Source organism: Budvicia diplopodorum (assembly GCF_009800925.1).
Taxonomy (GTDB): domain Bacteria; phylum Pseudomonadota; class Gammaproteobacteria; order Enterobacterales; family Enterobacteriaceae; genus Budvicia; species Budvicia diplopodorum.
Genome location: NZ_WOYF01000002.1, coordinates 236,491 through 248,958, shown reverse-complemented (window position 1 = coordinate 248,958; position 12,468 = coordinate 236,491). Strand labels below are relative to the sequence as shown.

Below are 12,468 nucleotides of genomic sequence, written 5' to 3'. Positions count from 1 at the left end.
GATGATCAAGATTTATGCACCAGCTTCTATTGGTAACGTGAGTGTGGGTTTTGACGTTCTGGGGGCGGCGGTATCGCCCGTTGATGGAACGCTATTGGGCGACTGTGTCAGTATTCAGGCCGCCGATCAATTTAGCCTGCGTAACGAAGGGCGCTTTGTGGGTAAATTGCCCGCAGAGCCGAAAGAAAACATCGTTTACCAGTGCTGGGCGCTTTTTTGCCAGACGCTGGGGCGTGAACTTCCGGTTGCGATGGTATTAGAAAAGAATATGCCAATTGGTTCTGGCTTAGGTTCAAGCGCCTGTTCAGTGGTTGCTGGTTTAATGGCGCTGAATGAGTATTGTGAGCGTCCGTTTAATGAAACTGAGCTTTTGGCTATGATGGGGGAGCTGGAAGGCCGCATTTCCGGCAGCGTCCATTATGACAACGTTGCGCCTTGTTATTTGGGCGGGATGCAGCTGATGCTAGAAGAGAACGGTATTATCAGCCAGTCAGTGCCCGGGTTTGAACAGTGGTACTGGGTCATGGCTTATCCGGGAATTAAAGTCTCAACGGCAGAGGCCAGAGCGATTTTACCCGCTCAGTATTTACGACAGGACTGCATCCGGCACGGGCGCTATCTGGCCGGTTTTATTCATGCCTGTCATACCCAACAGCCTGCGCTAGCGGCCAAGTTAATGCAGGACGTTATTGCTGAGCCTTATCGTACCCGATTGCTTCCGGGGTTTTCTGAAGCTCGCAAAGCGGCTCACGACATTGGCGCTTTAGCCTGTGGTATTTCAGGCTCTGGCCCTACGATATTTGCCGTTAGTGACCAACTTGATACCGCCCAGCGGCTTGAAGCCTGGTTGGCTAAAAACTATGTACAAAACGATGAAGGATTTGTCCACGTTTGCCGTCTGGACACAATCGGTGCCCGTAATTTGAATAATGGAAAATAGCCAAAAGATGAAACTGTATAACTTAAAAGATCATAATGAACAGGTTAACTTTGCTCAGGCAGTGCGTCAGGGCTTAGGTAGACAGCAAGGGTTATTCTTCCCGTCAGAGCTACCGGTTTTCGACGATTCCGCGATCGATTCGCTGCTGTCTATGGATTTCGTTACCCGCAGCGCCCGCATACTTTCGGCCTATATCGGTGATGAAATTTCTGCAGATGCGGTTGCTAAACGCGTGTCGGCGGCTTTTCAATTCCCGGCTCCGGTTGTAGCGGTAGAAAAGGATATCGGTATTCTAGAGCTATTTCACGGCCCGACGCTGGCGTTTAAAGATTTCGGCGGTCGTTTGATGGCTCAAATGCTGGCGGAAGTGGCGGGCGATACTCCTGTTACTATATTAACGGCAACTTCTGGCGATACCGGTGCTGCAGTGGCTCATGCATTTTATGGCCTGAAGAATGTGCGGGTTGTTATTTTGTATCCGAATGGAAAAATCAGCCCACTACAGGAAAAACTGTTCTGTACGCTGGGTGGGAATATCCATACGGTAGCTATCGATGGTGATTTCGACGCCTGCCAGTCGTTAGTAAAGCATGCTTTTGATGATGAAGATTTAAAGTTAGCGTTGGGCCTGAACTCGGCGAACTCAATCAATATCAGCCGGCTATTAGCCCAGATATGCTACTACTTTGAGGCCGTATCTCAGTTGACCCAAGAACAGCGTAATCAGTTGGTTATTTCGGTACCAAGCGGTAACTTTGGCGACCTGACTGCGGGCCTACTGGCTAAGTCTCTGGGATTACCGGTTAAGCGCTTTATTGCGGCAACCAATGCAAATGATACCGTTCCGCGCTATCTGGCCGATGGTCAATGGTTGCCAAATAAAACCGTGGCGACGTTGTCTAATGCCATGGACGTTAGCCAGCCAAACAACTGGCCGCGTATCGAAGAATTGTTCCGCCGTAAACAATGGCCACTGAAAGATCTTTGCTACGGCGCTGTGAGTGATGACGTTACTCGTGAAACGCTTCATGGCTTAGCTAAGCTGGGCTATACCTCTGAACCTCACGGGGCTATTGCCTACCGTATGCTGCGCGATGGATTGAAAGAGGGCGAATATGGCCTGTTTTTAGGAACGGCGCATCCGGCTAAGTTCAAGGAAAGCGTTGAAGAGATTCTAGGCACTGAGCTGCCGTTGCCAAAAGCGTTGGCCGACCGCGCTAATCTGGATCTATTATCGCACTATCTGCCGAATGAATTTGCCCAGTTACGCGCTTTTCTGATGGCGCTGCCTGCTTGATTATTATTGCTTCTTCCCCGTCATCACCCCGGTGGAAACCGGGGTCCAGCCTTTAAGCCAAGCGCTGATTTGTTAGCTAAAACCTGAGTCCCGGTTTCCACCGGGATGACGACATGGTGGTACCATGTTTGCTTCTGAGCCGCCTGCATTTAATAGTGAGCATGCTCCGAGCGCTTAAACACCAGCTCGTTGCCTTTAGATTCCGACTCCGCAAACTGGTAGCCTTCGAGATCAAAATCAACCAATTGCTCGGCTCGCGTTAGCTGATTTTTAATGATAAACCGGCTCATCAGGCCGCGCGCTTTCTTGGCGTAGAAGCTGATGATTTTATATCTTCCGCTTTTCTCATCTAAAAATACCGGTTTAATCACGCTGCCGTCTAGCGCTTGAGCCTGTATTGACTTGAAGTACTCGTCAGAAGCCAGATTAATCAATACGTCATCTCCCTGCGCTTTCAATGCCTGATTAAGCCCGTCGGTAATTCGCTTTCCCCAGAAGGCGTAGAGATCTTTCCCTCGGCTATTGCCCAACTTAGTGCCCATTTCTAAACGATAGGGCTGCATCAAATCCAGCGGACGTAATAAGCCGTATAGGCCGGAAAGCATGCGCAGATGCTGCTGGGCAAAATCAAAATCTCGATCGTTAAAGTCTTCAACGTGTAAGCCGGTATAGACATCACCTTTAAACGCCAGCAGTGCCGGGCGGGCATTTTCAGGCGTAAAATCTGGCTGCCACTCAGCAAAACGGGCTGCATTCAGCCCTGATAGTTTATCGCTGATACTCATCAGGCTGGCAATTTGGGCGGGGGTTAATTTACGACACTCTTTTATTAACGCTTTCGACTGGTCCAGCATTTCGGGCTGAGTATAGCGCGTTGTCACTAACGGGCTGGCGTAATCGAGCGTTTTAGCCGGTGAAATAATAATCAGCATAATCAGAATCCTGAGATAAGCGTTTTGCCTACTTTAGCAGAAAGTCTCAATGGAAAAATCGATGGATTTAATAGGGACAGATAACTGAAGCAAAATGGAGCTATTTTTCTGCTAGTTATCAGAGGGTAGAAGAAATAGGCTATTTAAATCAGCGATGAAATTGTGTTATTGGTTAGTTACGCCGTTGCACCCTAAATCAGTCATGTTATTATCGATGCAGTACGGTAATACAACAATATATCCATCATACTTCGAGTTGCAGATGTGCTGGCTGCGCGCGTTTACCCGAATTATTTTGGGTATAATCATTACTTGGCTTAACAATGAGATCTATCATGACAGATAAACTTACCTCTCTACGTAAAATTACTACCGTTGTGGCTGACACCGGCGATATCGCCGCCATGAAATTGTACAAGCCTCAAGATGCTACGACCAACCCTTCTTTGATTTTGAATGCGGCTCAGCTTCCTGAATACCGTAAACTTATTGATGAAGCGATTGCATGGGCTAAGAGCCAGAGTTCCGATCGCGCACAGCAGATTATTGATGCTTCTGACAAGCTGGCAGTGAATATTGGATTAGAAATTTTAAAGCTGATCCCCGGCCGAATTTCAACTGAAGTTGATGCTCGTCTTTCTTATGATACTAAAGCCAGCATTGTTAAAGCTAAGCATCTGATTAAATTGTATAACGATGCGGGTATCAGTAATGACCGCATTCTGATTAAGCTGGCGTCAACCTGGCAGGGCATTTGTGCTGCAGCCGAGCTGGAAAAAGAAGGCATCAACTGTAACCTGACGCTGCTATTTTCCTTTGCGCAGGCTCGAGCCTGTGCGGAAGCCGGCGTTTATCTGATCTCTCCGTTCGTGGGTCGTATTCTTGACTGGTACAAAGCTAACGGCGACAAGAAAGAGTTTGCGCCGCAGGAAGATCCGGGCGTTGTGTCGGTAACAAGCATCTACGAATATTACAAGCAGCACGGTTTTAACACCGTGGTTATGGGCGCAAGCTTCCGTAACGTTGGTGAAATTATTGAGCTGGCTGGCTGTGACCGTTTAACCATAGCGCCACCTCTACTGAAAGAGCTGTCAGAAAGTCAGGGCGAATTAGAGCGTAAGCTGTCTTACAGCGGTGAAGTTAAAGCGCGTTCAGCGCCACTAACCGAACCTGAGTTCTACTGGCAGCATAATCAGGATCCAATGGCGGTTGATAAGCTGGCCGACGGTATCCGTAAGTTTGCTATCGATCAGGAAAAACTAGAAAAGATGATTGCAGCGCTTTTGTAATCGTTCTCCGTTTTTCAGATAAAAATACCGGCCTTTGGTCGGTATTTTTTTATCTGTGATTAAACATTGGTATGATTGCCGAATAAAGCATTCCGCGTAACCACGCTGGCGCAGTTGAATAACAGGGGTTTTACAATGAATAAGTTACGTATTGGTCTGGTTTCCATTTCCGATCGTGCCTCTAACGGGGTTTATCAGGATCGGGGAATTCCGTCGCTGGAGTCATGGCTGAAGAGCGCGTTAAGTACCGAATTCAGCGTGGAAACCCGACTGATTCCCGATGAACAAACCCTGATTGAAGAGGCTCTGTGTGAACTAGTCGATGAGATGGGATGTCATCTGGTGTTGACCACCGGCGGAACCGGGCCCGCCAGACGCGACGTGACGCCTGATGCCACTTTAGCTATCGCCGATCGTATTATGCCGGGCTTTGGTGAACAAATGCGCCAGATAAGCCTGCACTACGTGCCCACGGCGATTTTATCCCGTCAGGTTGGCGTTATCCGTAAACAGGCGTTAATTATTAATCTTCCGGGGCAGCCAAAATCGATTCAAGAGACCCTTGAAGGCGTAAAAGATTCTGAAGGAAAGACGGTTGTGGCCGGTATTTTTGCCAGCGTACCGTATTGCATACAACTGCTTGATGGGCCTTATATTGAGACTCACCCCGAGGTTGTAGCAGCCTTTCGGCCTAAAAGTGCTATCCGCGACATAAAAAATTAAATTCAAAAATTATGCGGAATAAGATTCCCATCTACTGGTGTATCAATACAATTACGGTATAGTAAAAAATAGTTTACAAGAGGTAAGCTATTTTTTTTACACTAGCCAGTAGAAATTGATGGGAATCTATGACTAAGCAACAAAATCGCCAACTCAATAAACAAGATTATAAAACGTTAACTTTGGCGGCATTGGGTGGCGCGCTTGAGTTTTATGACTTCATTATATTTGTTTTTTTTGCCGTGGTTATCGGCAAGCTTTTCTTTCCACCCGATATGCCACAGTGGCTAATGCTGATGCAAACTTACGGCATCTTTGCGGCCGGTTATTTAGCTCGTCCTTTAGGCGGCATTGTGATGGCGCATTTCGGCGATTTATTTGGCCGTAAAAGAATGTTCTCACTCAGTATTTTACTCATGGCTTTGCCTACGCTGGCGATGGGTATGTTGCCAACGTATCAGAGCATCGGTATTGCGGCTCCGTTGCTGTTGCTATTAATGCGTATTTTTCAGGGCGCAGCAATTGGCGGGGAAGTGCCCGGAGCTTGGGTGTTTGTGGCGGAACACGTACCGCATAAGCGTATTGGCTTTGCCTGTGGCGTGCTGACGGCGGGGCTAACTATCGGCATTTTATTGGGGTCGCTAGTGGCGACATTGATTAATACAACCCTGAGTCAGGAAGCTATTTATAACGGCGGCTGGCGTATACCTTTCTTCTTAGGCGGCGCTTTTGGCCTGATAGCTATGTATTTACGCCGTTGGCTAAAAGAAACGCCGGTATTTATTGAAATGCAGGCCCGTAAAACGTTGGCTGAAGAGCTTCCTCTCAAGTCAGTGGTGGTTAATCACCAGCGCGGAGTGGGCGTTTCAATGCTGTTAACCTGGTTGCTATCTGCCGGTATCGTGGTGGTTATCTTGATGACGCCAAACTATCTGCAAACTCAGTTTGGTATCGATCGGGTTATTGCGCTGCAGGCTAACAGTATGGCGATTGTTGCCCTATGCTTCGGATGCGTCGTCGCGGGTATGTTTGCCGACCGGTTTGGCGCCAGTAAAACCTTTATTATCGGTAGTATTCTGCTCGGCATTTCCAGCTGGGCGTTCTATCACTCGGCGGCTAACGTAGAACGGCTGTTTCTGACCTACTCGCTGGCCGGTTTTTGCGTTGGCGTGGTGGGTGCAGTACCTTTTGTACTCGTCAGAGCCTTCCCGGCAGAGGTCCGCTTCTCTGGTATTTCATTCTCTTATAATGTCTCTTATGCCATATTTGGCGGCCTTACGCCGGTATGTGTCACTTACCTGATGAAGTTTACGCCAATGGCCCCGGCCTATTACGTTCTGGCGCTTTCCGTAATGGGATTAGCCATCGGGATTTATCTGCGTAATGACATTAATGAGACTCAGACGGTGGCAGAATCAGGCTCGGTAGAGCTGAGAGAGGAGCCAGCAACGATAAGCTAATTGTTGCGGTACTGAATTGGAGACAATAAAAAACCTGCAGTTAAATGCAGGTTTTTTTACGTCGAAACTCTTATATTACGACGCTTTACGCTCGCCGATTGGCAGTACGGTGCGACCAAACTGCTCGTTCAGTACTTCAGCCATGGCTAAGTAGATTGCGCTTGCGCCACAGATAATGCCTTCAAATCCGGCAAAATTTATCACTGCTTTATTACCGGTAATATTGCCGTAAGACAGTAAGAAGAATAGAACCGTTAGGCTGGCAAATACGAACTGTATTCCACGGTTACCGCGCAGCGTGCCGAAGAACATAAAGAAGGTGAATATTCCCCACAGCGCTAAGTAGACGCCGAGGAATGTTCCGTCGGTTGCTTCTACGTGGCCGACCGGTGGAATTAAGAAGATACCAACTAAGGTCATCCAGAAGAAACCGTAGGAAGTAAAGGCCGTCACGCCAAAGGTATTACCCTTTTTAAATTCTAAAATGCCGGCGATAACTTGAGCTATACCGCCGTAAAAAATGCCCATGGCAATGATTGCGGTCGTCACTGGAAAAAAGCCAGCATTATGGACATTTAATAAAATCGTGGTCATACCGAATCCCATCAACCCTAGTGGTCCTGGATTCGCTAATTTGTTCGAGTGCATATATCCTCTGTACTCTCTTGAATATTAAATAAAAAAATAGAATTTCTATCCGCTACTGGGGAATTAATTTCCAATGGCCGCTTGTAAATAAAATCTGAGTGTTACAAGTGAGCGCCGAATGATAATGAGCGTTGAGCCCCGATACAATGGTTTAGATCAGTAATAATGCAAAATTTTTTTATTTTCCCCCTTGATGCAGAGTTTCGTGCCCCCATCTTATGTACAACGGCAGAACGAGCCTATGGATGTATGACTTCAAATTGTTAATTGAACGGCAGTTGAAAAGTTATTTTATGTCCCCATATAGGTGAGTATGTGAACGAATACGGCTTTTAAGTGGAGATGATGTAATGGGTAAAATTATTGGTATTGACTTGGGTACAACGAACTCTTGTGTAGCTGTAATGGACGGCTCTCAGGTTCGCGTAATTGAGAACGCGGAAGGGGATCGTACGACTCCGTCAATTATCGCGTATACCCAAGACGGCGAAATTTTGGTTGGTCAACCGGCTAAGCGTCAGGCTGTTACTAACCCACAAAACACACTTTATGCAATCAAACGTCTGATTGGTCGTCGCTTTGGCGATGAAGAAGTGCAGCGCGATCGCAATATTATGCCTTTCCAAATTGTTGGTGCGGATAACGGCGATGCGTGGATTGAAGTTAAAGGCCAGAAGATTGCTCCACCTCAGATTTCTGCTGAAGTCTTGAAAAAAATGAAGAAAACGGCAGAAGACTTTTTGGGTGAGCCAGTAACAGAAGCGGTTATCACCGTTCCTGCTTACTTCAACGACTCACAGCGTCAGGCAACGAAAGATGCCGGTCGTATTGCCGGTTTAGACGTTAAACGTATCATCAATGAACCAACCGCAGCGGCTTTAGCATACGGTCTGGATAAAGAGATGGGTAACCGTACTATCGCCGTTTATGACTTGGGCGGCGGTACCTTTGATATCTCTATTATCGAAATTGATGAAGTTGACGGTGAAAAGACTTTCGAAGTATTAGCTACTAACGGTGATACCCACTTAGGCGGTGAAGACTTTGATAACCGTTTAATCAACTACTTAGTTGATGAGTTCAAGAAAGAGCAAAACTTCGACCTGCGTAACGATCCTTTAGCGATGCAGCGCCTGAAAGAAGCGGCAGAAAAAGCGAAAATCGAGCTTTCTTCCGCCCAACAGACTGACGTAAACCTGCCGTATATTACTGCAGATGCTACCGGTCCAAAACATATGAACATTAAAGTAACTCGCGCTAAGTTAGAGTCGCTGGTTGAAGATTTAGTGAATCGTTCTTTAGAGCCGTTAAAAGTTGCTCTGCAAGATGCTGGGCTGTCCGTGAGTGAAATTCAGGACGTGATTCTGGTCGGTGGCCAAATTCGCATGCCTTTAGTTCAGAAGAAAGTGGCAGACTTCTTTGGTAAAGAGCCGCGTAAAGACGTTAACCCGGATGAAGCTGTGGCTATCGGTGCTGCCGTTCAGGGCGGCGTATTAGCCGGTGATGTTACCGACGTTCTGTTATTAGACGTAAGTCCTCTGTCTCTGGGTATCGAGACCATGGGCGGCGTGATGACTAAGCTGATCGAGAAGAATACCACTATTCCGACTAAGCACAGCATGCCGTTCTCTACGGCTGAAGATAACCAATCTGCGGTAACTATTCACGTTCTGCAGGGCGAGCGTAAACGTGCGAATGACAATAAGTCATTGGGGCAGTTTAACCTCGACGGTATTCAGTCTGCTCCGCGCGGCGTACCAAAAATTGAAGTGACTTTTGATATCGATGCTGATGGTATCCTGCACGTATCGGCTAAAGACCAGAATACGGGTCGTGAGCAAAACATCACCATTAAGGCTTCTTCTGGTCTGAATGAAGAAGAGATCCAAAAAATGGTGCGTGAAGCTGAAGCCAATGCTGAAGCAGACCGTAAGTTCGAAGAGCTGGTTCAGACTCGTAACCAAGGCGATCACCTGATGCACAGTACGCGTAAGCAGGTAGATGAAGCCGGTGACAAACTGCCAGCCGATGATAAAGCGGCAATCGAAGCGGCATTAACCGCGCTGCAAGCTTCGCTGAAAGGCGAGGACAAGGCCGATATCGAAGCTAAGGTTCAGGCTTTGGCTGAAGTCTCTGGCAAGCTGTTAGAAATGGTACAGCAGCAACATGCTGAAGGTGCAACTGCAGATGCTGAAGCTGCGCCGAGCAAAGATGACGATGCTGTCGATGCCGAGTTCGAAGAAGTTAAAGACAAAAAATAATCGCCCATCGGCGGGCACGGTAGCGATACCGAAAGTATGGTATTGTTAACGGAACTGGCACGGGCGTTGAGGTAACTCTACGCCCGTGTACGCATATATAGGGTAAGTCCACAGATGGCGAAGAAAGATTATTACGAAATCTTAGGCGTAAGCCGCGATTCAGATGAACGCGAAATTAAAAAGGCCTATAAGCGCCTAGCGATGAAGCATCATCCGGATAGAAATCAGGGTGATAAAGACTCTGAAGCAAAATTTAAAGAAATTAAAGAAGCCTATGAAATTCTGACGGATGCTCAGAAAAAGGCGGCCTATGACCAATATGGTCATGCGGCCTTTGAACACGGCAGCATGGGCGGCGGTGGCGGTGATTTTAATGACATCTTTGGCGATGTCTTCGGTGACATCTTTGGCGGTCGTCGTCAGCGTGCAAGCCGTGGTTCTGACTTACAGTATAATATGGCGCTGACTCTTGAAGAGGCCGTTAGAGGCGTAACTAAAGAGATCCGTATTCCGACGTTAGCCGAGTGTGATGTTTGCCACGGCAGCGGTGCTAAAGCCGGAACGTCTGCTACAACCTGTTCTACCTGTCATGGTGCAGGTCAGGTACAGATGCGTCAGGGTTTCTTCGCGGTGCAGCAAACCTGCCCGACCTGTCATGGTCGCGGTAAAATTATCAAAGATCCGTGCACTAAGTGCCGTGGGCAAGGCCGGGTTGAGAAAAACAAAACGCTGTCAGTGAAGATTCCGGCAGGCGTTGATACTGGCGATCGGGTGCGTTTATCCGGTGAGGGTGAAGCCGGCGAAAGCGGCGCTCCGGCAGGTGATTTATACGTTCAGGTTCAGGTCAAGCAACATCCGATCTTTGAGCGTGATGGTAATAACCTGTATTGCGAAGTGCCGATTAACTTTGCCATGGCTGCCTTAGGCGGTGAAATTGAAGTGCCGACTCTGGATGGCCGGGTTCACCTGAAGGTTCCTGCTGAAACGCAAACCGGCAAGCTGTTCCGCATGCGTGGAAAAGGGGTGAAATCGGTTCGCGGCGGCGCTCAGGGCGATTTGCTTTGCCGCGTTGTGGTTGAGACTCCGGTTAAGCTTAACGACAGACAAAAGCAACTGCTACGTGAGCTTGAAGAGAGCCTTGGCGGCGAGAAAGGGGCTAAAAATAGCCCTCGTTCGACATCCTTTCTGGACGGCGTGAAAAAGTTCTTTGACGATCTGACCGGCTAACTGCTTCAGCCTTTGTACGGTAAATAAAAATACCTAATCATTCGATTGGGTATTTTTTTGTCTAGAGATTTGTCGATAGATAGTTACACGTTTATACAGCGATATGCGCCCCAACTAAATGGATGCTTTCGGCGGTTAATAGTATAAAACGGTGGCTTGTTATGGTTTTTTGCTGAATTGATTATTATCGGATGATTTTAAAGGATTATTTATATTCATTAATATTTTTCATTAACAACTTTATCGTTTTTAATCTCATTTAAATATAAATTATTGTGTTTTTATTTCATTTTATTCTGGTTACTACCGTTTTATAGTAATATTGGGCTAGCAAATAATCAAATAGACTATGACGTTGAGCAAAGCGTCATAAAAGGAGCGATCACGGCCATGACCCACTATCTACGAAAGTTCCTGAGGCTAGAAGCTTCCGGCGGTATTTTCTTAATCGTAGCGGCGTTGGTTGCCATGGTAATGGCTAACTCTCCGCTACGGCCTGCCTATGAGGGGTTTCTGCACATTCCGATTGTGATTCAAATAGCCTCTCTGGATTTAAGTAATTCGCTGGCTCACTGGATTAACGATGGCCTGATGGCTATTTTCTTTTTGGTTATTGGGCTGGAAGTTAAAAAAGAGCTTATTGAAGGCTCTTTAGCTGGAAAAGATAAGGCGCTTTTCCCAGTGGTTGCCGCAATTGGCGGTATGATTTTACCTGCGCTGATTTATCTGGCTTTTAATCAAAGTGACGAAATTACGCGTACCGGTTGGGCTATTCCTGCCGCCACCGATATTGCCTTTGCGCTGGGCGTTATGGCGCTATTGGGCCGTCGGGTGCCAACCAGCCTGAAGGCTTTCCTCATGGCTCTGGCGATTATTGATGACTTAGGTGCGATTGTTATTATTGCTCTGTTTTACACTAAAGAGTTGTCTTTAGTTGCGCTATCAGGTGCAGCAATGATGATTGTTGCCATGGCGTTGATGAACCAGCGTGGGGTAGGTAATAAGCTGGCCTATATGGTGGTCGGTGCTGTGCTTTGGGCATGCATGATGAAGTCGGGCGTACATGCCACGCTGGCGGGTGTTATCACCGGCTTCTTTATTCCATTACGAGGGGTTGAGCAAAGCAAACCGTTAGATAGCTTGATTCATCAGCTACATCCGTGGGTAACCTATTTCATTTTGCCGCTGTTTGCCTTTACCAATGCCGGGGTGTCTTTAGCCGGAGTAACTCTGCATTCATTAGGTGGGATACTGTCACTAGGCATTATGCTGGGGCTGGTTGTTGGTAAGCCGCTCGGTATTTTTGGCTTTTGTTGGTTAGCCTTAAAGGCCGGTCTGGTGAAAATGCCTGATTCGATCTACCTGAAGCATATTTTTTCAGTGTCCGTACTTTGCGGAATTGGATTTACTATGTCGATATTTATCTCTTCTCTGGCGTTTGAAGGCGTAAGCGAGCAGTTTATTACCTACTCCAGATTGGGCATCTTACTGGGCTCTACGCTGGCGGCTATTTTAGGCTACTTCCTGCTTAAGGTTTCGTTAGCAGGCGCTAAGGCGGCCGGAGAGGCGTGATTTTAGCCAGTAAATAATCAGGCCTCGTGTGCAGGATCAAAAAACGCTTAACTTTATTGATGAGTTAAGCGTTTTTTATTATTGGGTTGGTCGAGCTTACAGATTTCAGACACAAAAAA

10 protein-coding genes are annotated in these 12,468 nt (G+C 47.2%); 8 read left to right on the top strand and 2 right to left on the bottom strand.

From position 1 onward, the window contains the following. The first annotated feature begins 1 nt into the window (after position 1). Positions 2–940 carry a homoserine kinase gene (thrB, locus tag GVI43_RS03520; RefSeq protein ID WP_159565362.1) on the top strand — a complete coding sequence of 313 codons (939 nt, stop codon included), beginning with the start codon at positions 2–4 and terminating at the stop codon, positions 938–940. A 7-nt stretch (positions 941–947) separates the two neighbouring features. After that, a complete protein-coding gene (thrC, locus tag GVI43_RS03515) occupies positions 948–2,237 on the top strand; it encodes a threonine synthase (protein WP_159565361.1) in 1,290 nt (429 codons plus the stop codon). Between the two features lie 149 nt (positions 2,238–2,386). Here thrC and yaaA read toward each other — a convergent pair whose 3' ends face one another. After that, complete coding sequence (yaaA, locus tag GVI43_RS03510; protein WP_159565360.1) at positions 2,387–3,169, bottom strand: peroxide stress protein YaaA; 783 nt, start codon at positions 3,167–3,169, stop codon at positions 2,387–2,389. A 335-nt stretch (positions 3,170–3,504) separates the two neighbouring features. Between yaaA and tal the strand changes: the two genes are divergently transcribed. The 3 genes from tal (at position 3,505) to GVI43_RS03495 (ending at position 6,641) form a co-directional block, all read left to right on the top strand. Next, a complete protein-coding gene (gene tal, locus GVI43_RS03505) occupies positions 3,505–4,458 on the top strand; it encodes a transaldolase (RefSeq protein ID WP_159565359.1) in 954 nt (317 codons plus the stop codon). A 135-nt stretch (positions 4,459–4,593) separates the two neighbouring features. After that, positions 4,594–5,181: a molybdopterin adenylyltransferase gene (mog, locus tag GVI43_RS03500; protein ID WP_159565358.1), complete on the top strand. Its 588-nt coding sequence runs from the start codon at positions 4,594–4,596 to the stop codon at positions 5,179–5,181. Between the two features lie 128 nt (positions 5,182–5,309). After that, positions 5,310–6,641, top strand: a complete 1,332-nt coding sequence (locus GVI43_RS03495) for an MFS transporter (RefSeq protein ID WP_159565357.1) — start codon at positions 5,310–5,312, stop codon at positions 6,639–6,641. A gap of 75 nt (positions 6,642–6,716) precedes the next feature. On the opposite strand, the gene satP is transcribed toward GVI43_RS03495, so the two are convergent. After that, entirely contained in the window at positions 6,717–7,289 is a 573-nt protein-coding gene (gene satP / locus GVI43_RS03490; protein ID WP_159565356.1) for an acetate uptake transporter, read from the bottom strand. 350 nt (positions 7,290–7,639) lie between these two features. On the opposite strand from satP, the gene dnaK reads away from it, so the two are divergent. From dnaK to nhaA, 3 genes are all read left to right on the top strand, one after another. Next, positions 7,640–9,550 carry a molecular chaperone DnaK gene (gene dnaK / locus GVI43_RS03485; RefSeq protein WP_159565355.1) on the top strand — a complete coding sequence of 637 codons (1,911 nt, stop codon included), beginning with the start codon at positions 7,640–7,642 and terminating at the stop codon, positions 9,548–9,550. A gap of 114 nt (positions 9,551–9,664) precedes the next feature. Further along, complete coding sequence (dnaJ, locus tag GVI43_RS03480; RefSeq protein ID WP_159565354.1) at positions 9,665–10,777, top strand: molecular chaperone DnaJ; 1,113 nt, start codon at positions 9,665–9,667, stop codon at positions 10,775–10,777. 390 nt (positions 10,778–11,167) lie between these two features. Further along, the gene (gene nhaA, locus GVI43_RS03475) at positions 11,168–12,349 is read left to right on the top strand and encodes a Na+/H+ antiporter NhaA (protein ID WP_159565353.1); all 1,182 of its coding nucleotides are present in this window, start codon (positions 11,168–11,170) and stop codon (positions 12,347–12,349) included. Positions 12,350–12,468: the final 119 nt, after the last annotated feature.

Excerpts from the sequence above, each read along its gene's own strand:
- satP (WP_159565356.1), bottom strand. The coding sequence starts at position 7,289 with ATGCACTCGAACAAATTAGCGAATCCAGGACCACTAGGGTTGATGGGA.
- yaaA (WP_159565360.1), bottom strand. The coding sequence starts at position 3,169 with ATGCTGATTATTATTTCACCGGCTAAAACGCTCGATTACGCCAGCCCG.
- GVI43_RS03495 (WP_159565357.1), top strand. The coding sequence starts at position 5,310 with ATGACTAAGCAACAAAATCGCCAACTCAATAAACAAGATTATAAAACG.
- nhaA (WP_159565353.1), top strand. The coding sequence starts at position 11,168 with ATGACCCACTATCTACGAAAGTTCCTGAGGCTAGAAGCTTCCGGCGGT.
- tal (WP_159565359.1), top strand. The coding sequence starts at position 3,505 with ATGACAGATAAACTTACCTCTCTACGTAAAATTACTACCGTTGTGGCT.
- dnaJ (WP_159565354.1), top strand. The coding sequence starts at position 9,665 with ATGGCGAAGAAAGATTATTACGAAATCTTAGGCGTAAGCCGCGATTCA.
- dnaK (WP_159565355.1), top strand. The coding sequence starts at position 7,640 with ATGGGTAAAATTATTGGTATTGACTTGGGTACAACGAACTCTTGTGTA.
- thrB (WP_159565362.1), top strand. The coding sequence starts at position 2 with ATGATCAAGATTTATGCACCAGCTTCTATTGGTAACGTGAGTGTGGGT.
- thrC (WP_159565361.1), top strand. The coding sequence starts at position 948 with ATGAAACTGTATAACTTAAAAGATCATAATGAACAGGTTAACTTTGCT.
- mog (WP_159565358.1), top strand. The coding sequence starts at position 4,594 with ATGAATAAGTTACGTATTGGTCTGGTTTCCATTTCCGATCGTGCCTCT.